Here is a 23,327-nt window from a genome sequence, read left to right as displayed (position 1 = left end):
GGGACGGTGGGAACTCCCCCAGCCGTAACGGAGCCGCGTCATGAGCTTCGAGGACGACGAGTACTGGGACGAGGAGTACAACGAATACTCCTTCATGCCGAAGTACGCCGTGGCTCAGGAACGCCATTTCGAGAAACGCACGACGCCTGATCCGGTCATTCCCACGCGACGCCCCGCGGAGGGTGACGGACCGGCCGCGCGGCGTTCCCGTCGTAACGCGGAGAAACCGGCCGTATCGTTCGACGACAAGCGTCCGAGCTGGCTGGACGACCCGAACTTCGTCCCGATCGACACCTCGGTCGACAACCTGTCCGGGCCCTACTTCGACGACGTCGACTTCAACCGTCCCGAACTCGGGATGGACTTCGACAAGCCGGACTTCCCGATCGTCGACCCGGCCGCCCTGCAGAACCCGGAACGCCAGCGGCGCCGCCAGCAGGCCGACGGGCGCCCGGCCGACCGGTACGGCACCCGCCGCGGCGACCTCGCCGACGACCGGGACCGCGGCCGGGACGAGCGGCGCGACGATTCCCGCGGCCGGCGCCCGGCCGAGCGGCGCGACGAGCGCTGGGACGACGACCGCCGTGACCCGCGCCGCCGTCCCGCCGAGACCGGGCCGGAGCGCCGTCCCATCGACAGCGGTCCCGACCGCCGCCTGATCGACGGTGGCCCCGACCGGCGTCCCGCCGACGCTGGGATGGACCGGCGCTGGGCCGACGACGACCGTCGGCGCGCCGGGGAACGGCGTGGCGCCGGTGCGGCCGAGCACCCGGCCGCGCGGCGCGAGTTCGCCGACCAGGCGTGGCAGGAGGACGACTTCGGGCCGATCCGGCCGCCGGGCGGACGACGGCCGCGGCGCGAGGACGAGGACCCGCGGCGTGGTCCGGCCCGGCGCCCCGAACGCCCGGCCGCGGCCGGGCGGGCGCAGATCCCGGGCGACGACCGGTACGACGGGCGCGCACGCCCGCAGGACGCGGAAACGGCCCGCGGGAACGGCCGTCCGCGCGACGACTTCGACCGCGGCGGCGAGCGAATCCGCGACGACTTCGACCGCGGCAGCGGACGGGTCCGCGACGAGGACCTCGTCCGTGGAAGCGCCCCGGTGCGCGACGAGGACCTCGTCCGTGGAAGCGCCCCGGTGCGCGACGAGGACCTCGTCCGTGGAAGCGCCCCGGTGCGCGACGAGGACCAGGTCCGCGACGGGCGCGCCCGGGACGGCTCCGAGCGGGACGGTTTCGACCGCGACGGCTTCGACCGCGAGGGTTTCGACCGCGACGGCTTCGACCGGAACGGGGCCGTCAGGGACGAGTTCGCGGCGAGCAACGGCCGGGGACGTACCCTCGGCCGGGACGACGAACTGGTCCGTTCCCGCGACGACCGGCCGGGCTGGGACGAAGAACCCGTCGACCTCCAAGCTCGCGAATGGGCCACCGCGCCCGCGAACGCGGACTGGACCGGCGACGACCGCACCCCGGAGGACTGGGCGGCCGACGACCGTTCCCGGCCCCGGGACGAGCGCGACGACCGCGACGACCGCGACGAGCGTCCGGTCGTGCTCGACGGCGAGTACTACGAGACGCCGGACGAGACGGCCGCGACCGCATCGACCGGCGCCGACGGCAAGCCGCGCGTGCTCCGGCGCGCCGATCCGCCCGTACAGCCGAAGGTGGTGAGCCGGGCCACGCCGCCGCCCGCGCCTCGCGTCCTCAAGAGCGAGCCGCCGGTGGCGCCGCGGGTTGTCGCCGCGCCGCAGCCGACCGCTCCGGCCCGGGTGATCGGCCCGGCCGGGCCGCAGATCCCGGCCGCCGCCGCTTCGGCTTCCGCTCCGCGGCCCGGCGCCGGGCCGGAGGGAGCCGAGGTTTCCCCCGATTCGCGTACGCCCATGGCGCCCCCCGAACCGGGCCGCCCGCCGGCCCCGGCCACGTCCGGCGCCCCCTCGGTGGACACCGGCCACCCCGCGCCGGCCACCCCGCAGGCGCCCGCCGCCACGCAGGCGCCCGCCGCCACGCAGGCGCCCGCCGCCACGCAGAACCCGGGCATTCCGCAGACGACCGGTTACGCCCAGCCGCCCGCTGCCCCGGCCGCCGGCTACCCACAGCCACCCGCCGCCCCGGCCGCCGGCTACCCACAGCCACCCGCCGCCCCGGCCGCCGGCTACCCACAGCCACCCGCCGCCCCGGCCGCCGGTTTCCCCCCGTCTCCGCCGGCCCCCGGCTTCGTACAGGGCTCCGGTGCTCAGCCGGGACCCGCAGCCTCCCGGGCAGGCGTCGTTCCGCAGTCCGGTGGCGCCGGGCAGGCGCCCGGTCCTGATCGTCCGGGTGCCGAGCCTGCGCAGGCCACGAACCCGCAGCCGGGCGACCCGCAGGCCGCCGGCGGCAACCCGTGGCAGGCCGGGCCGCCGCCGAACGTCCCGCAGCAGCGCGGCGGACGCAGTCCCCGCACGGCGCACGTCTTCCTCGCCGACGGCGACGGTCCGTGGGCGATCGTTCCGGACGACGCTCCGCCGATGCCGCCGCACGCCACCGGCCGCCCCGGCGTCCCGGTCCGCGGCCCGCTCCCAGCCGACGGCCGCGGGGTTGTTCCGGCGGATGCACGCGGACCGATCCCCGCCGACGGGCGCGGCCCTGTTCCGGTGGATGCTCGCGGACCGGTCCCCGTCGACGGGCGCGGAACCGTCCCGGCCGACCGACGTGGGCCGATCCCCGCCGACGGCCGTGGGCCCGTTCCGGGCGATCGGTCTGCTGTCCCGACCTCCGGGGCCGGTCAGATGCCTGCGCAGCCGGGGGTCCCGGGCGCGGCCCATGCGGGGCAGCCGGTCGGGCCTCCGCCGGGTCTCGTCACGCCGCAACCGGTCGGGCCTCGGCCGGTGGTACCTCAGTCGGCTACGCCACCCGGTCGCGTGCCGCCTCAACCGGCCGCGCCGCCGCCCGGGCTGGTCGCGTCCCCGCCGGCCGGGAACGTGCCGCCGGCCGGTACAGCTGGTCAGGGACGGCCGAACTCCCTCGCCGAGCAGCAGGAATCCGCGCCGCGTCGCCTGCAGCCCGGCAACCGGCGACCCGTGTCCCCGGCCGCGCAGTGGGCTCCGGTCGCCGACAACGCACGACCGGTCTCCGCACCGGCTGGGCAGCCGCAGGCACCCGAAGTCGCAAGACCGGTGTCCGCACCCGCCGCGCAGTGGGCGCCGGGCCGGCCGGCAGCACCCGAAGGCACACAGCCGGTCTCGTCTCCCGCTGACCAGTGGGGCCAGGGCCGGCCCCCGGCATCGGACACCACGCGACCCGTCTCGTCGCCCGCCGCGCAGTGGCCGCAGACCCCGGAAACCACACGCCCCGTCTCCTCCCCCGCGGCCCAGTGGCCGCAGACCCCGGAAACCACACGCCCCGTCTCCTCCCCCGCAGCCCAGTGGCCGCAGACACCCGACGCAACGCGGCCGGTATCCGGCCCTGTCGCACCGTGGGGACAGGGCCCGGATGCCGCACGGCCGGTCTCCTCTCCCGCTGCGCAGTGGGGGCAGGGGCAGCCGCCGGCGCCCGAGGCGACGCGACCCGTCTCCTCCCCCGCGGGCTCGTGGGGGCAGGAGGCGGGCCGGCCGGAATCGCTTGCCGGTCAGTGGGATCCCGCGCAGCCCGGGAACGTCCAGGCCGGACCGCAACGCCTCAGCGGGCAGCCGACCGTGCCCATGCGGACACCCGCTGCCCAGCCGCGACCTGCGCCGGTTCAGGACGGGAACGCCGCTCAGCACCAGGCGCTGCCGACGCACGGCCACGGCGAAGCCGCGCGGCACGAGGCGCTGCCGACGCACGGTCACGAGACGACCGGGCAGCACCAGGCGCTGCCGACGCACAGCCACGGGGTGGCGCCTCACACCGCCGGGGCCGACGACGGCTGGACGCCCCGCGCCGGGCATCGCGCCGCCGAGACGACGAACGTGCCGGTGTCGCCAGGAGGTTTCCGGGAGGACGACGGCCCGACCGGAGAGCTGCCGCAGGTAGCGCATCCGGACGACGACGGCTGGGGGCCACGGGCCGGGCATCGGCCGGTCTCTCCTGCTCCGGGGCAGCCGTCGGCCGCGCCGAGTTCGCCCGCGCAGCCCGCGTCGGCGAAGGCCTGGCTGCCTGCCCCGCGTCCGGGCAGCGCGCCGGCTCCCGAGACGAATTCTCCTGCGGCCGGTGGCGGCCGGTCGCAGGACAGCAACCCGGCCGGTGGCGGCCGGTCGCAGGACAGCAACCCGGCCGGTGGCGGCCGGTCGCAGGACAGCAACCCGGCCGATGGCGGCCGGTCGCAGGACAACGGCCCGGCCGTCGGCATCACCGGCCCGGGATCCCCGGCCGGCCCCGCGCCCGTCGGCCCGGCCGGCGCCGGCAGCCACGTAGCTGCCGACCCGGTCAGCGGCAGCGGCCCCGCACCTGCGGGCCCAGCCACCACCGACGGTCCCGCGCAGGTCAGCCCGGCCGGCGCCACCGGTCCCGCGCAGGTCAGCCCGGCCGGCGCCACCGGTCCCGCGCACCTCGGCACGGCTGACAGCAATGGCCCCGCAGGCGGTAGCGCCGCTCCCGCTACGAGCGGAACCACGGTGGCCGGCGCCACCGCCGGGCCGGCTGCGGCGACGGGCGGCAACGCCACCGCGGGTTCTGCCCCGGCAACGGGCGGCAACGGCGGCGCCGGTGCCGCCGCGGCAACGGGTGGGATCGCGGTGCCTGCGCAGCGGCATCCGGTCGACGAGTCGCCGCTGGGCCCGGACGGCGAGCCCGTCCCGTACATGGACCCGGACGGCACGCTGCACAACTTGAAGCCGATCGCTCGCCTCGCGGTGTCCGGTCCTGATCAGGAGCCGCGGCGTTACTCCGACCCGGCGTTCGGCAGTGGCTGGTTCGTCGCGAAGACGCCCGCACCGGAGGAGGCCGAGGTGGCGGGCGCCGGGGACGCCGCGGACGAGCGGGGCAGTGACCGTACTGCGGAGACGAAGAACGACGAGAGGGGCGCCGAGGAGCCCGGGAAGCACCTGCCGCTGTCGGCGGCGGATCTGGACGCGATCCGCTGGCGGTTGGACGGCGGCACCCTGCGGGAGGTCGTCGACGACCGGGATGCCCTGCGTGAGCTGGGTGAACGGCTGGACGGTCCGCTCGCCGACGAGGCCGACAACATCGTCAAGGCGGGGCTGCTGAGTGTCCGGGCGGAGGTGTACCGGCTGCTCGGCGAGCTGGGCATGGCGGCGGCCGCGAGCCGGTTGGCGCTGGCGCACGCCGAGTCGGCGCAGGACGAGCAGTCGATGGTGATTGCCCAGGCCGAGCTGGCGCACGTGTTGCGGCTGCGCGGGGACTGGATGGAGGCCGACAAGCTGTTCCAGCGGGCGGTCGACGCGGATGTCTCCACGGCGGTGCGCAGCGTGGTGCACGAGAACGCCGGGCGGTCCGCTTTTGATCAGGGTCGGCACATGGAGGCGCTGGATCATTTCGCGCGGGCGATCCGGCTGGGCGCGTCGGACGACTCGGATCTGGTGGAGCGGATCGGGGTGTGTCTGGAGGCGGTCTACATCCACGTGCTGCGGGACGGCTGGGGTCCGTATCCGCGGCGGCCGGAGGAGATCCGGGCGCCGTTGAGCGGCCGTAAGGACGAGGACCAGGATCACCAGCCGGAGAAGCAGGGCGACGCGTTCGACGAGACGACCGCCAAGCAGAAGGTGGTCAAGAAGCGAGGCTGACCACCGACGTACGGCCTCGTCCTCCGTCTTTCGCCTGGTAGAGCGCCGCATCCGCAACCCGCTGGAGGTCTTCCGCGGCCGGCTCGCCGCCGTGCACGGCCTGCCGGACGGCCTCGTGCAGGGCCTCGTCGAAGGCACGCCGGTTGGCCGCTCCGGTCAGCGCGTCGGAGCCGGCCTGTTCCTCGAGGACGGCGGTGCCTGCACCACCGGCGCCCGGCGTGCCAGCGTCACGCCGACGCTGGCCAGCGTGACCAGCACGAGCGCGGCCATCTCGACCGGCCCGAGCCGCTGCCCGAGCACGAGCAGACCGGCCAGGGCCGCGCCGGCCGGTTCGAGGCTCATCAGGATGCCGAAGACGCGCGTGGGGATCCGGCGGAGAGCGTGCAGCTCCAGCCCGTACGAGATGACCGACGACAGCAGCGCGACCGCGGTCCCGCCGAGCAGCAGGTGCGGGTGGTCGAGCACGGCAGTCGCCCGGCCCAGCCCGAACGGGGCCACGAGCACCGCACCGATGGCCAGGGACACGGTCAGCCCGCTGGTGCCGGGGATGAGCGCGCCGACCCGGGCGCTGAACACGATGTACCCGGCCCAGCAGAGCCCGGCCGCGAGCGCCAGCAGCAGGCCGCCGATCGGTGCGGTCCCGCCGGAGTGCAGGCCGAGCAGCACGACGCCGGTGCCGGCCAGCGCGGCCCAGAACAGGTCGAGCAGGCGCCGCGTCTGGATCAGGGCGAGCAGCAGCGGGCCGAGGAACTCGACGGTGACGGCGGTGCCGAGCGGGACGTCCTGGATCGCGTAGTAGAAGACCAGGTTCATGCCGGCCATGAAGAGCCCGAGCAGCGCCGCGGCCCGCCAGGCGGCGAGCGACCACGTCCACACCCGGGGCCGGGTGAGCACGCCGAGGATCAGCGCGGCGATGGCGAGCCGCAGGAACGTGACCCCGGCCGCGCCGAGGTCGTCGAAGAGGGTGCGGGCGACCGCGCTGCCGAACTGGACCGAGGCGATCGCGGCCAGGACGAGGATCGGCGCGGGTACCCGTTTCATGTGTTACTCCGTTCGCAGGGCCACCACCGGGTCGAGCCGGCCGGCCCGCTGGGCTGGGACGACGCCGAAGATAATGCCGACCGCGGCCGACACCCCGAAGGCCAGGGCCATGGACCACCAGGTGAGCGCGGCCGGGACCGGGCTGAGCCCGTCCACCAGCAGTGCCGCGGTCGCGCCGAGCAGCATGCCGAGCACTCCCCCGGTCGTGGTCAGGAGCACCGCTTCGAGGAGGAACTGGACGCTGATGTCGCGCGGGCGGGCGCCGACCGCCTTGCGCAGCCCGATCTCCTTGGTCCGTTCACGCACCGAGACCAGCATGATGTTGGAGACGCCGACGCCACCGACGAGCAGGCTGATCCCGGCGATCGCGGCGAGCACCCCGGTCAGTACGCCGAGGATGTCCCCGAGCACCCCGAGGATCTGTTCCTGGGTGACCGCGCTGAAGTCGGTGTCCGGGTGCCGGTCGGTGAGCGTGGCGACGACGTCGCGGCCGAGCTGGTCGATGGTGTCCCGGTCGGGTGCCCGGATCGCGAGGCCGTCGATCCGGTCGGTGCCGAGCAGCCGCTGCGCGGCGGTCACCGGCACGTGCACCTCGTTGTCCCGGTCGACGCCGAGGCTCTGCCCGAGCTGCTCGAACGTGCCGACGACGCGGAACCGGACGCCGCCGATGGTGATCTGCCGGCCGATCGGGTCCTTCTCGCCGAACAGGGTCCGGGCCACGCCGGCGCCGAGCACCGCGACGCGGCGGCCGGTGCTGACGTCGGTGCGGGTCAGGTAGGCGCCGCGGTCGAGCTTGCGGACGAAGACGCTCGGTGTGGTCTCCAGGACGCCCTGCATGCTGGCGAACGTGGCGAGCTTGCCGGCCCGCACGGTCTCCCCCGAGGCGATCGTGACGGCGACCCGCGACCGGTCGCCGACGACCCGGCTCACCGCGTCGGCGTCGTCCAGGGTCATCGGTGAGCTGGTCGGCGCGGCCCCGGCGGTCAACTTTCCGGGTACGACGATCAGCAGGTTGCTGCCGAGCCCTTCGACCTGTCGCTCGATCTGCTGTTTCGTCCCGGTCCCGATGGCGACCAGGGCGACCACGGCGGCGACGCCGATGACCACGCCCAGCATGGTGAGCAGGCTGCGCAGCCGGTTGGCCCGCAGCGCGTCGAGCGCGACCCGCCACGCCTCGGCGACTCTCAAGGCACTATCAACCCGTCTCTCATCACGATCTGCCGCCGGGCCCGCGCCGCCACGTCCCGGTCGTGGGTGACCAGCACCACCGCGACCCCGTCGGCGTTCAGCGACTCCAGCAGCGCGAGGACGGACTGCCCGGTGGCCGAGTCCAGGTTCCCGGTCGGCTCGTCGGCCAGCAGCAGCGACGGGTCGGTGACCAGCGCCCGGGCGATCGCCACCCGCTGCTGCTCCCCGCCGGAGAGCTGGTTCGGCCGGTGGGTGATCCGGTGTGCGAGCCCGACCCGTTCCAGCATGGCGGCCGCGCGGGCGCGGCGCTCCTTGCGTCCGATCCCGCGGTAGACCAGCGGCAGCCCGACGTTGTCCTGCGCGGTGGTCCGGGCCAGCAGGTGGAACGACTGGAAGACGAACCCGATCGTCGTGTTGCGCAGCTCGGCCAGCTCGTTCGGGGTGAGCGCGCCGACGTCCCGGCCGCCGATCAGCAGTGTCCCGCTGGTCGGCCGGTCCAGGCCGCCGAGCAGGTGCATCAGCGTCGACTTGCCGGAGCCGGAGGTGCCGACCACGGCCACGTAGTCGCCCTCCTCGACGGTGAGTGACACCCCGCGCAGCGCCGGCACGGCGAAGCCGTCGAGCTGGTAGGTGCGGGTCACGTCGGTGGCGACGATCGCGGCGGTCGTCACCGGACCTCGTCGCCGGGCCGCACCCGGTCGGTGCCGGCCACGACGATCTGCTGACCGGCGGAAACTCCCGAGATCACCTGTACGCTCTCGTCCCCCTGCACACCGAGCCGCACCGGCACCGCCTGGTAGTGCCCGTCCTGCACCGCCCACACGGTGTCGCGCCCGTCGGCGCTGACCACGGCCGAGGCCGGGACGGTGACCGCGTCGGCGGCCCGCCGGACCTTCAGGCGGATCACCGCGCTCATCCCGGGGCGGGGTGTGGGCGCCGCGCCGCTGCCGTCGGTGAGCGTCCCGGCGCCCAGGTCGAGCCGCACCCGGTACGACACTCCGCCGCGCGCGGACGTCGTCGGGAGGAGGTCCACCGAGCGCACGGTCGCCGGGTAGCTCGCCCCGGTGGCCGCGTCCAGCTCGACGTCGGCCTTCACGCCGGGCTCGACGAGCAGCACGTCGGTCTCGTCGACCTCGCCGGTCAGGCCGAGTTTACCCACGTCCACCACGGTGAGCAGCGGTGTCCCCGGGGTCACGTAGGCGCCCTTGAAGACCGGGGAGTCGACCCCCTCGGCGGAGGACGAGGAGGTCGAGGACCCGGCGCCCGCGGCGCCGGCCAGGGCGGACAAGTCGACGGGCGCGGCGGGCGCCGGGCCGCCGAACTGGACCACACCCGCGACCGGCGCCCTGAGAGTCAGCGCGTCGACGGCCGCGTCGGCCAGGTCGTACGCCTGCTGGGCCTGAAGCCGTTGCGCGGCGGAGAGTGAGGAAACCGCCTGGCCGAGCGAGGAGACCCCGTGCTGAACGGCGCGGACAGCGGCGGCAGCCGCGTCCGAGGCCGCCTGGTACTGCTCGCGGGCCGCGTTCACCTGCTGCTGGAACGCCGCCCGGAGCACCGGATCGGTGATCTTCTCGGCGGCATCAGCTGCTTGGTCGAACGCATCGGCCGCTTTTCTGTCGGTCTTCTTCTGGACTTGCACGACATCAGCGCCGCCTCCGAACGACCGGCCACGGGGGATGGCATCGAGCGCTTTCAACGCCGCATCCCGGCGCTGCCGCAGCTCGGGCGAGTCGATCACCGCGAGCACGTCACCCCGGGAGACCCGATCCCCCGGCTCGACGCGCAGCTCGCCGATGGTCCCGGCGGCCGGCGCGGCCACGGTCGCGGCGGTCCGGGCGGTGACCGACCCGGGCGCCTCCACGATCTCGTCGACGGTCCCGACGGTCGCCGACCCGAGGCGTACGCCGGTGTCGTCGTCATCGCAGGAGGCCGCGGTCAGCAGGAGCAGGACCAGGATGCCGCCGACGATCAGCGCTCCCCGGGAGTGGGTGCGAGACACAGAGGCCACTCTATGTCGGGAAAGCGGAACGGGCCGCCCCGGTGAGGGACGGCCCGTTCCTGCATCGATGGATCAGGTACCGGGACGACGCCCGAAGACCTTCACGGTCGAACCGATCTTGCCGATGCTGTAGTACTTGGCGGCGTCCTGCTGGAGCAGGTTGACGCAGCCGTGCGAACCACGCCACTTGTCGTGGATGTACGTGGTCGTCTGGTGGAACCCACGGCCGCCGATGAAGCGCTGCCAGTAGGGAAGCCAGACGTGGTACGGGTCGGACCACTCCTTGCGGGTCCGCTTGTTGATCTTGAAGGTGCCCGCCGGCGTGCGGTAGTTCTTCATGCCGGTACGGGTGATGGTCGGCTTGACGTAGACCTTGCCGTCCTTCATCACCCACGTCGTCTGGTTGGTCAGATCGACGCAGAAGGTGACACCCTTCTTGCCGGCCTTGCACGCCGCGGTCTTGGTCGCCGCGAGCCGCTTGGCCACGTCGAAGGTGGTGGCGCCGGCCAGCCCCTGCGCCGGCTGGATGCCGAACCGCTTCTGGAACTTCTTGATCGCGGCACAGTCCGCGGCCGACTGCTTGCCGTCGACCGTGACGGTGCCGTAGCCACCGAGCTTCTTCAGGTACGTCTCGACCTGCTTCTGGTACTTGCCGGTCGCACAAGACGCGGCGGCCGCCTTGGTCACCACCGTGGTGGCCACCGGCGCGCTCTTCACCGCTGCACCGGCACTCGCCGGCGTCAAGGCGAACGCGCCGAGACCGCCGCCCACCACGGCGGCCATGACCGCTGTCGCGAGACGTGCGGTAACACGTTTCACTGCCAAATCACATCCTCCCCAGGAGTGTCGTCCGCACATCGAAGCACAACGGCCCCGCGAAAACGATCGAGGGAGGGACCGTGACATGAAACCGGGATGCCGATCGGCATCCCGGTGCCGCGCTTGACGTTCCGGAGAGTTGTGATTCGGTCACCGGCCGGATCGTCCGGCCGTCAGCTCATTTCGTGATCTCGCCGAGGGCGGCCCGTGCGGCCCGCCGGGCGACGGCGACGACGACCTCGTCGCCGGTGCCGGTGGGAGCAGCGGCCTGGACGGCGGCATTGATGCTGAGCACCGCCATACGCAACAGCAGCACGTTCTGCGGTGACGGGTCGGGCAGCAGGGTCGTCAGCTCGTCGACGAAGTCGTTCAGGCCGGCCCCGACCCGGTTCCCGCCGGGTCCGCCGGTCAGGGTGCGGGCGAGGAGCGGATTGGCGCTCATGAACCGGAGGCCCTGCAGCTTCTCGGCGGTGAAGGAGTCCACCCAGCGCAGCACCGCCGTCGCGAGCAGTTCCGGGGTGCGGGGCTGTTCCCGCAACCAGCCCACCAGCCGCTCGGCCTCGGTGCCGCGCTCGTCGAACAGGGACCGGAGGATCGCCTCCTTGCCGTCGAAGTAGTAGTACAGCGACGCCTTGTTGATGCCGAGCTCGTCGGCGATCTGCCGCAGCGACGTCGCCTCGTAGCCCTGTTCGGTGAACAGCCGCAGCGCGGTCCGGCGTACGAGTGCCTTGGTCTCCGCTCCGTCGCGGCGTCCTGCCGTGCGGGTCCGGTGTGGGGTGGCCATACGGGAAGCCTACCTACCGGCCGGTTGACTGCCTACCTACCGTTAGGTAGATTGCTGTCGTCCCGGCTGGGACGCCCGATCCGAGGAGATTCGTGATGAGTGAGTACACCGTGATCCGCGAGTACCCCTACCCCGTCGACGAGGTGTGGCACGTCCTCACCGACCCGGAGCAGGTGGCGCGGTGGACCACCACCGGGCAGGGCGGGCGCCCGGAGGACTTCGCACCCGTGCCGGGCACGAAGTTCCGATTCATGGGCAAGCCGACCATGGGCTGGGCCGGCGTCGTCCACTGCGAGGTGATGTCCGTGGACGCGCCACGTTCGATGCACTACACGTGGAGGGGCGACGAGGACGCGGACGCGGTGACCGACGTGACCTATCTGCTGCAGGAGATCCCCGGCGGCACCCGCTTCACCTGGAGGCACACGGGCTTCACCGGCGCCGGCGGGTTCGCGATGTCGAAGCTGCTCGGCTCGGTCCGCAAGAAGATGCTCACCGAGGGCCTGCCGCCCGTGCTCGCGGCATACCACCGGATTCAGCAGGCATGACCCACGGAGACTAGAGAGGGCTGGCCAGTTCCTGGACCCAGTAGGGTGTCCGCTTGGCGTTGATCGCCAGCCCGATCCCCATCTGGTGCAACTGACAGTTGAGAATGTTCGCCCGGTGCTCCGGGCTGGTCATCCACCCCGCCACCACGTCCCACGGGCTGTCCTGCCCGAGCGCGAGGTTCTCGCGGTAGAGACTCCACCGATACCCGGCCCCGGTGACGCGTTCCCCCGGATCCTGCCCACGGCGAGTGCTGTGCGCGAAGTAGTCGTTGCGGGCCATGTAGGCCGCATGCCGGTTGGCCGCCTCGATCAGCCGCCGGTCGACGGTCACCGCCGAGCACCCGGCCTTCCCCCGGTTGTGGTTGATCAGCGCGAGGACCTGCTGCTGGACCGGCGCGGCGGGGCTGTCGGAGATGCTGGCCGCGGTGACCGCGGTGTGCGACGCGGCGATCGGGTCGGCCACCGCCGGTTCCCGTGCCGCGGCGCGCGTGGCGGCCGTCCCGCCCGCGACCGCGATCAGTCCGAGCACCACCAGTGACTTGCGCATGACGTCGTGGACCCATTCCGTCGCGCGCCCCGCCGGCGATGGGGCGCTCCCGCGGTTGACCAACGTCACAGGCCGCGGGCCGGTCACTTCGCCCCCGGGCCGGCCATTTCGGACCATAAGATCGAAGACCCTTGGTGCGTACGTCGTGAGCAGCGCAAAGGCACGATCACGCCCGAGCACGGGCGTCGCACAATCGCACCGGGATCCGGCAGACTTCCCGCTATCGGGGTAATCCGGTAAGGCGGTCTTGTCAACCGTCCGACCGTGTCAGACCGGGACATCACGTGGCTACGGTTCCCCGGTGCGCAACCGATACCTGGACCTGCTCCGTGCCGCGGCAATCCTCCGGGTGATCGTCTACCACCTCTTCGGCTGGTCCTGGCTGTCGATCGTGATGCCCGCCATGGGCGTCATGTTCGCGCTGGCCGGGTCCCTGACCGCGGCGTCGCTGGAGAAGCGCCCGGCCGCCGGGGTCGTGACGTCCCGGCTGCGCCGGCTGCTGCCACCGCTGTGGCTGCTCGGCCTGCTGGCCGTGCCGGTGATGATCGCCTTCGGCTGGGCTCACGAGGAGGACGGCGAGCACCCGTTCACGTGGTGGAAGCTGGCCTTCTGGATCCTGCCGCTCGGTGACCCGCCCGGCAGTGAGCTCGGCGTCGACTCGTGGGAACCGCTCTGGTACATCCGGGCGTACGTCTGGTTCATCATCGCCTCGCCGGTGCTCTGGTTCCTCTGGAAGAGGATGGGGCCGGCCTGCTGGCTGCTGGTGCTGGCCCCGTTCGTGGCGATCATGATGCTGGACAGGTCGGGCTTCGAGCTGCCGGAGACGGCCGACGTGGTGATGTGGGACTTCGTCACGTACGCCGCGTGCTGGATCACCGGGTTCGCCCACCGCGACGGCCGGCTGCGCCGGTTGGCTCCGGCGACGGTGGTGTTCCTGACCGTGGCGCTGGCCGGCGTGGCCCTCTGGTATCAGCGCGGCCACCAGGGTGAGGACGCCTGGGACCTGAACGACGTGTCGGAGTCCCAGTCGCTCTACTCGCTCGCGTTCGTGCTGCTGTTCCTGCGCTGGCAGCCGAGCATGGCCTGGCTCGGCCGGATGCCCGTGCTGGACCGTGCCGTGACGCTGCTCAACGCCCGCGCCGTCACCGTCTACCTCTGGCACAACCTGGCGATCGCGGCGATCTGGCCGATCCTCACGTTCCTGGCCTTCGACGACCTGGGTGACCTGGAGAAGCCGGTGACGCTGACGATGACGGTCGCGCTGACCGCGGTCGCGGTGGTGCTCTTCGGCTGGGTCGAGGATCTGGCGGCCCGCCGTCGTCCACAGCTCTGGCCGGACACCACTCCCCCGCCCACCCCGCCGAAGGCCGCGGAGCCGCCCCCTCCCCGTAGCGACGGCCCGGTGCCGGCGGGCTGGCCCGAGCTCGGACCGGACGGGCTGCCGCACGCCGGCTGGGCCGAGGTCCGCGACGGCGAGCCGGTCGCCGGGCGTCCCCCGGCCCCGCCCCGGCACAGTGCCACGACCGCGGCCGCGCCGACCGAGAAGATCGAGCTGTCGAAGGGCAGGAAGCGGGACGAGAACTCCCTGATTCCCACCTGGTGGGCCACCAAGGAGTGACCAGACGCCGGCTCCGGTGCGCGGTGGGCGGCCGTCCACCGGAGCCGGCCCCCGGGCCACCGCCCGCCGGGCCGTAAAGGTCTGTCGAAGCGAGCAAAGCTCGCGAAAGCGAAGAGATCCCTCGCTAGCCTGAACCCGTGGGGCAGCAAGAGGCTGGGGTGGACGCGCTGGTCTTCCAGGCCGGGCCGCTCTTCTGTGCGCTCCCGCTGTCCGAGGTCATCGAGACCATGCGCCCGCTGCCGACCCGCCCGCTGGCCGGGACACCGCACTACGTTCTCGGGCTGACCATCCTGCGCGGCGAGGCGTCCCCGGTGATCGACGTGACCCGGCTGCTGACCGGGGTGACCGGCGAGATCGACCGGTACGTCGCGGTGCCGGCCGGACGGGGGCCGGTGGCCTGCGCGACCGGGCCGGTGCTCGGTGTGCAGAACGTGCACGCGACCCCGCCGGAGGGCCCGAGCACCATGTTCACCGGGGCGTCCCGATCGCTGGTGGCCGCGGTCGGCCGGTTCGGCACCGAGCCGCTGCTGGTGCTGCGCAGCATCCGGACCGTGCCGGACGAGGTGTGGGAGGCCGCGGCTCAGGAGACGACCGGCGCGGGGGCGGCGGCGTGAGGACCGAACTGCCCCTGGCGCGGTTCCGGGGGATCCTCGAACGACGGCTCGGGTGGACGACCACGGACGTCGAGGCGGTGCCGATCCTGCCGGTGCTCGCCGAGCGGGCCGCCGCCCGCCGCCTGTCCGAGACCGATTACCTGAACCGGCTGGCCGGGCCGGACTGGCCGGACGAGACGCGGGTGCTCGCCGAGCGGCTGAGCATCACCGAGACCTACTTCTTCCGGCACGGTGACCAGTTCCGCGCGCTGACCCGGCGGGTGCTCCCGGAACGTCTCGAGGCGCGGGCCGGTCAACGGGTGCTGCGGCTGCTCTCGGTGGGCTGTTCCTCCGGCGAGGAGACCTACTCGCTGGCGATCGCGGCGCACCGGGCCCGGCCGGCCCAGGACTGGATCATCTCGGTGCTGGGCGTCGACGCCAATCAGGAGATGCTGCGGCGGGCTCGGCGGGCGCAGTACTCCGAGTGGTCGTTGCGGGAGACTCCCGCCGACGTACGGCAACGGTGGTTCCGCCGTACCGACGCCGGTCTTGCCGTGAGCGACGAGATCGTCGCGTCGGTGCGGTTCGCCGAGCACAACGTCGCGGGCCCGGAGGATCCGGGCATCTGGCAGCCGGGGCGCTACGACGTGATCTTCTGCCGGAACCTGCTGATGTACCTGACCGCAGGGACCGCCGCCACGCTGCTGGGCCGGATCACCGACTCGCTCGCCGAGGGCGGCGCCCTGTTCCTCGGGCACACCGACACGCTGGGCAGCCACCCGGACGGGTACACGGTCGAGCACTTCGGCGACACCGTCTACTACCGGCGGGTGGCACGCACCCCGGCTCCCGCGCCGGATCCCCGCCCGCGGGTCCGGGAGCGGCCGCCGCAGGCCCGCCGCCCGCGGCAGGATCCGCACGCCCGGGCGCTGGAGCTGCTGGGCGAGGAGCGGTTCGCGGCGGCGCTCGACGTGGTGGCCGACGACGACCTGGTGCTGCGCGGGGTCCTGCTGGCCCAGCTCGGCCGGCTCGAGGAGGCCCGTGACCTGGCGCACCGGCTGATCGACGCCGGGATGCCGCACCCGGACGCGCACCAGTTGCTCGGCCTCTGCCTGGAGGTGGAGGACCCGGAGCGGGCGCAGGCGCAGTACCGGCTGGCGGCCTACCTCGATCCGGGGTTCGCGATGCCCCGGCTGCGGACGGGTCTGCTGGCCCGGCGGCGCGGCGACGGGCGGGCGGCGGCCGACGAGCTCGCCGTGGCGCTGGAGTTGCTGCCGCGCGAGACCGAGGAACGGATCACGCTGTTCGGCGGCGGGTTCGGGCGGCTGACGCTGAGTTCGCTGTGCCGCACCGAGCTGGAGGCGGCGATGTCGCGGGACACCCGGCGATGACCGATCGCATCCGGACCCGGGTCGACCGGCTGCGGGCCGATTTCGATCACTCGTTCTCGGTGCCGCTGCGCACCCTGGACGACCACTCGGTGGAGCTGCTCGCGGTCGGGGCGGGCGGGCGCGCGTACGCGATGCGGCTGTCGCAGACCTCGGGCCTCTTCCCGGACCGGCCGGTGACGCCGCTGCCCACCTCGGTGCCGGCACTGCGCGGGCTGGCCGGGTTCGCCAACGTGGTGGTGCCGGTCTACGACCTGGCCGCCCTGCTCGGCCACCCGATCGCCGACGAGCCGCGCTGGCTGGTTCTGGCCGCCGGCACGCCGCCGCTCGCGCTCGCCTTCCATCAGCTCGATCACCACGTACGCGTGCCGGCCGCCGACGTGGTGGACGGTTCCGGGGCCGCCGAGCCCCGCGGCTGCCTGCGCGGCATGGTCCGTCTGCCGGGTGGCGACCGGCCGATCGTCGACGTGCCGGCCATCCGAGCCCTGGCCCACCGGGTCGCCGGGCACGAACACACGGAGGGGACCCCATGATGCAGGGGCACACATTCGGCCGGAAGATGGGCGTCGGCGTCGGCATCACCGGTGTCCTGACGATGCTCTCGGTGATCGTCTCCGTGGTCTGCATGCTGTTCGTGGTGCAGGCCAAGGATCGGGTGATAACCGCCGCGACCCAGGAGCTGACCGGCGCGGAGAACCTGAACCGGCTGATGGAGAGGCGGCTCGCCGACTTCCGCGGCTTCATGCTCTGGCGGACGCAGGAGTTCACCGACGCCCTCGCGCAGGACCGGATCGACTTCCGGAGCCAGCTGAACGATCTCGGGTCGAGCGCCGACGGGACGATCAAGACCCTGATCGCGCGGGTCTCCGAGACCGAGCAGGCGCACGCGGCGATGGTCGACGGGCTGATGGCCCTGCCCGCGAACACCAAGGCCGACCCGGCCACGAGCAGTCAGGCCCTGCAGGCGCGCCAGGCGGTGCAAGCGGCGCTGACCGACCTGATCAACCGGGTCCGGGCCGACGTCCAGGCCGACCAGCGGCACTCGTCCCGGCAGGCGAACCTCGCCATCGCGGTGATCATGGGGCTCGGCCTGCTGACCACCGGCAGCGCGATCATGGTGGCCTGGCGGCTGAGCCGGGACCTGCGGCGGGAGGTCGGCGCCGCGGTCGGGCACATCCAGAGCTCGTCGGCGCAGCTCGAGGCGGCGGCCGCGCAGCAGGTCAACGGCGGCCGGGACCAGGCCAGCGCGATGAACGAGATCACCACGACGATCAACGAGCTGCTGATCACGTCCCGGCAGATCGCGGACAGCGCCCAGCGGGTCTCGAAGATCGCCGAGGAGACCGAGGCCGCCGCCCGCAACGGCGACCACACCATCGACCAGACCCGGGCGTCGATCACCGCGATCCGCACCCAGGTCGACCAGATCGTCCAGCACATGCTGGCCCTGGGCGAGAAGTCGCAGCAGATCGGCACGGTGGTGGACCTGGTCTCGGAGCTGGCCGAGCAGACCAACATCCTGGCCATCAACGCGACCATCGAGGCGAGCGGGGCCGGCGAGTGGGGCCGCCGGTTCGCGGTGGTCGCCGAGGAGATCCGCAAGCTCGCCGACCGCACCGCCGCGTCGGCCAAGGAGATCCGGGCGCTGATCGAGGACGTGCGCGGCGCGGTGAACACCACGGTGATGGCGACCGAGATCGGCGCGAAGGCGGTCGACGCCGGGTCACGCCAGTTCGACGACGCCACCAGCAGCTTCCGGGAGATCGCGCAGCTCGTCGCCACCACCAACGACGCGACCCGGGAGATCGAACTCTCCACCAAGCAGCAGACCACCGCCGTCGAGCAGGTCAACGTCGCGGTCTCGGACACCGCTCGGGTGTCCCGGGACAACGAGACCAGCGCGGTGCAGACCAAGCAGACCGCGGCGCACCTGAGCAACCTCTCCGGCGAGCTGCTGGACATGGTCGGGACCCGGAGCCACTGAGATGGCGGAGAAGCGCGATCCCCTGCGCTACTTCCGGATCGAGGCGCAGGAGCTGGTGGACCAGATCAGCTCCGGGGTTCTCGACCTGGACCAGCGGCCCGGGCCGGAACCGGTCGCGAAGCTGCTGCGGGTCGCGCACACGCTCAAGGGCGCGGCCCGGGTGGTGCGGCAGAAGGAGATCGCCGACCGGGCTCACGAGTTCGAGGAGATCCTGGTCCCGCACCGGGGCGACCCGGCCGGGCTGGCCGCCGGCGAGATGCGCGAGCTGCTGCGGCTCAACGACATGATCAGCGCGCAGGTGGCGCTGCTGTCCCAGCCCTCGCCGGACCCGGCGCGACCGTCGGCGGACCCGGCGCGACCGTCGGCGGAGGCAGCCCCGGAACTGGGCGAGGAGGACCCGATCGCACCGCGGGCCGCCACCGCGGACCTCGACGACCTGCTGGACTCGATCGGCGAGGCGAACGCGCGGATGGCGCCGCTGCGCCAGGGCTGCCACGCTTTGGACCGGCTGCACCGCAGCGCCGAGACGCTCGCCGAGCAGATGCGCGGCGGCCGCACCCCGGTCACCCTGACCCGGGCGTCGGCCCAGCGGCTCGCCGGCGAGCTGGGCACGGCCCAGCGGCGGTTGATCGACGCGGTGGACCGGGTCGAACGCGAGCTCGACGACGTCCGGGCCAAGGCCGAAGGGTTACGCCTGGTGCCGGCCGGCAGCATCTTCACCGCGTTGCGCCGCGCGGTCCGCGACGCCGCCGAGAGCGAGGGCCGGCGGGTCCGGTTCGACACCGCCGGTGCCGACGTGCGGATGGGCTCCCACCTGCTCGGCCCGATCGGCGCCGCGTTCTCGCACGTGGTGCGCAACGCCGTGGTGCACGGGCTGGAGCCGGAGTCCGAGCGGCGGGCCGCCGGCAAGCCGGCCGAGGGCACGGTCACGTTCGCGGTGGAGCGGCGCGGCCGGTTCGCGGCGTTCCGCTGCAGCGACGACGGGCGCGGCTTCGACGTGCCCGCGCTGCGGGCGAAGGCGCAGGCCCGGGGACTGACCGCGACCGCCGAGGCGGACGTCCTGGAGCTGGTGATGCACGGCGGGCTGAGCACGTCGACGACGGTCACCGAGGTCGCCGGGCGGGCGATCGGGATGGACGTGCTGCGTGACACCGCGGCGCAACTGCACGGCGAGGTGTCGATCCGCAGCACGGCCGGCGCCGGCGCGACCGTCGAGCTGGTCGTGCCGCTCGCCCTGCTGAGCATGACCGGGTTGCTGGTCGAGGCGGGCGGGACGGTCGCCTCGGTGCCGCTGGACTCGGTGCGCGCGTGCGTGCGCCTGAGCGCGGACGAGGCGGCGACCGCGGCGGCCACCGGCAAACTCGTCTATCAGGAGACCGCCGCGCCGTTCCGGCCGCTGGTCGAGGCGCTCTACACCGGGCGGCCGGTGCCGGACGCGGCCGGGCCCGGTGCGGCCGTGATGCTGCAGGCCGGCGGCGACACGGTCGCGGTCGGCGTGGACCGGCTGCTCGGCACGCACGCGCTGGTCGCCCGGCCGCTGCCGGACCTGGCCCCGTCGACCCGGGCGATCGGCAGCGTCTCGGTGGACGCCGACGGCAACCCGCGCCTGGTCCTCGACCCGGAGGGGCTGGCCGGCGAGATGTTGCGCGCCGAGGGCGACGGCGGACGGGCCGCGGCCGTCACGGTCGCGGCGCCGCTGCCGATCCTGGTCGTGGACGACTCGCTGACCACGCGCATGCTGGAACGCAGCATCCTGGAGTCGGCCGGTTACGAGGTGGACCTGGCCGCGTCCGGTGAGGAGGGGCTGGACCGGGCCCGGTCGAGACGGTACGGCCTGTTCCTCACCGACATCGACATGCCCGGCATCGACGGCTTCACGTTCGTCGAGCGCACCCGGGCCGATCCGGAGCTGGCCGTCGTCCCGGCGATCCTGGTCAGCTCGCGGTCCAGTGCCGAGGACCGGGAGCGCGGGATGCGGGCCGGGGCCGGCGCGTACGTCGTGAAGGGTGAGTTCGACCAGGAGGAGCTGCTCACCCACATCCGTCGCCTGGTGGTGCGCGCGTGATCCGGGTGCTGGTCGTCGAGGACTCCGCGACCATGCGGTACTACCTGCGCGACGCGCTCACCGAGGACCCGGAGCTGCAGGTGGTGGGTGAGGCGGTGACCGGGGAGCAGGCGGTCGAACTGGCCGGCCGGCTGCGCCCCGACGTGATCACGATGGACATGATGCTGCCCGGGATCAGCGGCCTGCAGGCGACCGAGCACATCATGGCCGAGCACCCGACCCCGATCCTGGTGGTCTCGTCGGCGGACCGGCAGGAGCTGTTCAGCACGTACAACGCGCTCGCGGCGGGCGCGGTCGACGTGATGGAGAAGCCCCGTGGGGACGACTCCGACGTGGACTGGTCACCGCGGTTACGGCGTACCCTCCGGATGGTCTCCCGGATCCGGGTGATCACTCATCCGCGGGCGCGACTCGACGGCCGCGCCCGGACCTCCGCGCCGCCGCCCGTGGCACCGGGGGCCGCGACCCCGCTGGGCACGAACACGATGGCGGTGGTCGCGGTGGGCTCGTCGACCGGCGGGCCGGCCGCGCTCACCACGCTGCTGCGGGAACTGCCGCCGAACTTCCGGACCCCGGTGCTGTGCGTGCAGCACATCGCGGCCAGCGAGCAGTTCGCGGTGGCGTTCTCCGACTGGCTGGCCGGGCAGACCGGGCGCAACGTGCGCTACGCGACCGACGGCCTCCCGGTCCGCTCGATCGGCGGCCAGGTGCTGCTCGCCCCGCCGGACCGGCACCTGTACGTCCGCGACCACGTGCTGCGGCTCTCCGACGGCCCACCCCGGCACTCCTGCCGTCCCTCGGTCGACGTGCTGTTCGAGTCGATCGCCGCCGAGTACGGCAACCTCTCCGCCGGCTGCCTGCTGACCGGCATGGGCCGTGACGGCGCGGCCGGGCTGCTGCAGATGCGCGCCCGGGGCGCGACCACGTTCGCCCAGGACGAGCAGAGCTGCACCGTCTACGGCATGCCGCGCGAGGCGGCGCTGATCGGCGCCGCGATGCACGTGCTGCCGCCGGACCGGATCGCGCAGCGGCTGGGCGAGCTGCATCCGGGGGGCCGGCGATGATCCCGACCGTGCTGATCGTCGACGACAGCCTGACCGTCCGGATGGACCTCAACGACGCGTTCTCCGACGACGGGTTCGCCACCATCCTCTGCGCGACCGGGGCCGAGGCCCGGACGGCGTTCGCCTCGGCCGCCTTCGACGCGGCGATCCTCGACGTGCTGCTGCCCGACGCGGACGGTCTGGAGCTGCTCACCGAGCTGCGCGGGCACGCCGAACACGCCGGCGTGGTGACCATGCTGCTGTCGGTGGAGAGCGAGGTCGCCGACCGGCTGGCCGGGCTGCGGACCGGCGCGGACGAGTACGTGGGCAAGCCGTACGACGCCGGTTACGTGGTCGCCCGGACCCGGCAGTTGCTCGGCGACCGGCACACGGCCCGGCCCGGTGACGGCGCCCCGGTCATCCTGGTGATCGACGACAGCATGACGTTCCGCGAGGAACTGCGCGAGCTGCTGGAACCCGAGGGGTACACGGTGCTGACCGCGTCCGGCGGCGAGGAGGGCCTGCGGATGGCGGCCGACCGCCGGCCGAACGCGGTGATCGTCGACGGCGTGATGCCGGGCATCGACGGGGCCACGGTGATCCGCCGGATCCGGCTCGACCCGGCCCTGCGCGACACCCCGTGCCTGCTGATGACCGCCGCCGACGACTACGCCACCGAGATGCAGATGCTCGACGCCGGCGCCGACGCGTTCGTCCGCAAGCAACAGGACCTCGCGGTGGTGCTGGCGAAGCTGGCCGCGGTGCTGCGCCAGTCGGCCGAGCAGCTGCCGATCGAGGCGATCGGCAGCCTGCACGGGCCGGGCAAGGTCCTCACCGTCAGCCCCGCCCGCGAAACCCTCGACGAGTGGGCCGACGCGCTGCGCACCGAGTCGTACGACATCGTCTCCTGCACCGGTGTCGGCGACGCGTTGGAGCTGCTCGGTGAGCAGCCCGCCGACTGCGTCGTGCTCGGCCTCGACCTTCCCGGCGTCCACGAGGCGTGCCGGCGGATCCGCGAGGTGCCGCAGGTCGGCGAGGTGCCGCTGATCGTGACCGGCGAGGAGAAGGCGATGCTCGACTGCCTGGCCGCCGGCGCCGACGACTACGTGAAGACCAGCGACATCCCCGAGGGCCTGCGCGTGCACGTCCGCGCCCAGATCCGCCGCAAGCAGACCCACGACGAGTCCCGCCGGATCCGTGAGGAGCTGATGCGCCGCGAGCTGGACGCGGCCGCGGAGCGCGCCGCGCGGCAGCTGGCCGAGACCCGGGCCGCGATGGTCGAGGAGCTGGAGTGGCGCAACCGGGAGCTGGAGGCGTTCTCCGGCTCGGTCTCCCACGACCTGCGCGGCCCGCTGCAGGTGATCAGCAGTTTCGCCGAGCACATGCTGGACGAGGCGGACGACGAGACGCTCGGCGAGCAGACCCGGCACCGGATCACCCGGATCCACGCGGCCGCGCTGCGGATGGCCGACCTGGTCGAGTCGCTGCTGATCCTGGCCCAGGCCAGTCGGGGTGAGCTGCGCCGGGCCACGTTCGACCTGACCGAGACGGCCCATCAGGTCTGCGCCGACGTGGCCGCCCGCGACCCGCAGCACAAGGTGGAGTTCCAGGTGCAGGACGGCATGTCCGCCGACGCCGACGAGGGGCTGGTCCGGGTCATCCTGGAGAACCTGATCAACAACGCGGTGAAGTTCACGCGCAAGGTCGAGCAACCCGTGATCACCGTCGGATGCGATCAGAAGAATTATTTCGTACGCGACAACGGCGCCGGCTTCCCGGCCGGTAAAGCGGGCGATTTGTTCCGCCCGTTCGCCCGCCTGCACGACGCCCGCGACTTCCCGGGCACCGGCATCGGCCTGACCACCGTGCATCGCGCGGTCGAGCGGCACGGCGGGGAGATCCGGGCCGAGGGCGAGGAGGGCCGGGGCGCCACGTTCTGGTTCACGCTGCCGGCCGCGGAGACGTTCGGCGGCCCGGAGCGGCGAGGACATCCCCGCCGCTCCGGATGA

17 protein-coding genes are annotated in these 23,327 nt (G+C 73.4%); 10 read left to right on the top strand and 7 right to left on the bottom strand.

The genetic code is table 11. The annotated features are described in order from the left end of the window. Positions 1-40 precede the first annotated feature (40 nt). Positions 41-5,701 (top strand): hypothetical protein, encoded by a 5,661-nt coding sequence (locus ACH442_RS05780; protein WP_396336760.1) that lies wholly within the window; start codon positions 41-43, stop codon positions 5,699-5,701. A 156-nt stretch (positions 5,702-5,857) separates the two neighbouring features. Here ACH442_RS05780 and ACH442_RS05775 read toward each other — a convergent pair whose 3' ends face one another. The 6 genes from ACH442_RS05775 to ACH442_RS05750 all read right to left on the bottom strand — a co-directional run bounded on the left by ACH442_RS05775 (position 5,858) and on the right by ACH442_RS05750 (position 11,532). Beyond that, on the bottom strand, positions 5,858-6,742 hold the full coding sequence (locus ACH442_RS05775; RefSeq protein ID WP_396336759.1) for an EamA family transporter: 885 nt from the start codon (positions 6,740-6,742) through the stop codon (positions 5,858-5,860). Between the two features lie 3 nt (positions 6,743-6,745). Beyond that, positions 6,746-7,930 (bottom strand): ABC transporter permease, encoded by a 1,185-nt coding sequence (locus ACH442_RS05770; protein ID WP_396336758.1) that lies wholly within the window; start codon positions 7,928-7,930, stop codon positions 6,746-6,748. Further along, a complete protein-coding gene (locus ACH442_RS05765) occupies positions 7,927-8,601 on the bottom strand; it encodes an ABC transporter ATP-binding protein (RefSeq protein ID WP_396336757.1) in 675 nt (224 codons plus the stop codon). The genes ACH442_RS05770 and ACH442_RS05765 overlap by 4 nt, the downstream gene beginning before the upstream one ends. Then, a complete protein-coding gene (locus ACH442_RS05760) occupies positions 8,598-9,929 on the bottom strand; it encodes an efflux RND transporter periplasmic adaptor subunit (protein WP_396336756.1) in 1,332 nt (443 codons plus the stop codon). Before ACH442_RS05760 ends, ACH442_RS05765 begins: the two co-directional genes overlap by 4 nt. A 72-nt stretch (positions 9,930-10,001) precedes the next feature. Then, on the bottom strand, positions 10,002-10,712 hold the full coding sequence (locus tag ACH442_RS05755) for a L,D-transpeptidase family protein (protein ID WP_396337078.1): 711 nt from the start codon (positions 10,710-10,712) through the stop codon (positions 10,002-10,004). Between the two features lie 214 nt (positions 10,713-10,926). After that, positions 10,927-11,532, bottom strand: coding sequence for a TetR/AcrR family transcriptional regulator (locus ACH442_RS05750; RefSeq protein WP_396336755.1), 606 nt, complete (start codon positions 11,530-11,532; stop codon positions 10,927-10,929). A gap of 95 nt (positions 11,533-11,627) precedes the next feature. Here ACH442_RS05750 and ACH442_RS05745 point away from each other — a divergent pair, with 95 nt between their 5' ends. Continuing rightward, on the top strand, positions 11,628-12,080 hold the full coding sequence (locus ACH442_RS05745; RefSeq protein WP_396336754.1) for an SRPBCC domain-containing protein: 453 nt from the start codon (positions 11,628-11,630) through the stop codon (positions 12,078-12,080). 10 nt (positions 12,081-12,090) lie between these two features. Here ACH442_RS05745 and ACH442_RS05740 read toward each other — a convergent pair whose 3' ends face one another. Then, positions 12,091-12,627, bottom strand: a complete 537-nt coding sequence (locus tag ACH442_RS05740; RefSeq protein WP_396336753.1) for a CAP domain-containing protein — start codon at positions 12,625-12,627, stop codon at positions 12,091-12,093. A gap of 301 nt (positions 12,628-12,928) precedes the next feature. Here ACH442_RS05740 and ACH442_RS05735 point away from each other — a divergent pair, with 301 nt between their 5' ends. The 8 genes from ACH442_RS05735 to ACH442_RS05700 all read left to right on the top strand — a co-directional run bounded on the left by ACH442_RS05735 (position 12,929) and on the right by ACH442_RS05700 (position 23,327). Next, entirely contained in the window at positions 12,929-14,245 is a 1,317-nt protein-coding gene (locus tag ACH442_RS05735) for an acyltransferase (protein WP_396336751.1), read from the top strand. A gap of 137 nt (positions 14,246-14,382) precedes the next feature. Beyond that, on the top strand, positions 14,383-14,859 hold the full coding sequence (locus ACH442_RS05730) for a chemotaxis protein CheW (RefSeq protein WP_396336750.1): 477 nt from the start codon (positions 14,383-14,385) through the stop codon (positions 14,857-14,859). Continuing rightward, entirely contained in the window at positions 14,856-16,229 is a 1,374-nt protein-coding gene (locus ACH442_RS05725) for a CheR family methyltransferase (RefSeq protein WP_396336748.1), read from the top strand. The genes ACH442_RS05730 and ACH442_RS05725 overlap by 4 nt, the downstream gene beginning before the upstream one ends. After that, the gene (locus ACH442_RS05720) at positions 16,226-16,759 is read left to right on the top strand and encodes a chemotaxis protein CheW (protein WP_396336747.1); all 534 of its coding nucleotides are present in this window, start codon (positions 16,226-16,228) and stop codon (positions 16,757-16,759) included. The genes ACH442_RS05725 and ACH442_RS05720 overlap by 4 nt, the downstream gene beginning before the upstream one ends. Further along, positions 16,756-18,210, top strand: a complete 1,455-nt coding sequence (locus ACH442_RS05715; protein ID WP_396336746.1) for a methyl-accepting chemotaxis protein — start codon at positions 16,756-16,758, stop codon at positions 18,208-18,210. The genes ACH442_RS05720 and ACH442_RS05715 overlap by 4 nt, the downstream gene beginning before the upstream one ends. A gap of 1 nt (position 18,211) precedes the next feature. Then, positions 18,212-20,275, top strand: coding sequence for a response regulator (locus ACH442_RS05710; RefSeq protein WP_396336745.1), 2,064 nt, complete (start codon positions 18,212-18,214; stop codon positions 20,273-20,275). Beyond that, positions 20,272-21,339: a chemotaxis-specific protein-glutamate methyltransferase CheB gene (cheB, locus tag ACH442_RS05705; RefSeq protein WP_396336744.1), complete on the top strand. Its 1,068-nt coding sequence runs from the start codon at positions 20,272-20,274 to the stop codon at positions 21,337-21,339. The genes ACH442_RS05710 and cheB overlap by 4 nt, the downstream gene beginning before the upstream one ends. Further along, entirely contained in the window at positions 21,336-23,327 is a 1,992-nt protein-coding gene (locus tag ACH442_RS05700; RefSeq protein ID WP_396336743.1) for a response regulator, read from the top strand. Before cheB ends, ACH442_RS05700 begins: the two co-directional genes overlap by 4 nt.

Origin of the sequence: Actinoplanes sp. NPDC020271, assembly GCF_044388125.1 — a bacterium.
GTDB lineage: Bacteria > Actinomycetota > Actinomycetes > Mycobacteriales > Micromonosporaceae > Actinoplanes.
The sequence above is the reverse complement of the archived record's forward strand: the minus strand, read 5'-3'. Positions and strand labels throughout refer to the sequence as shown.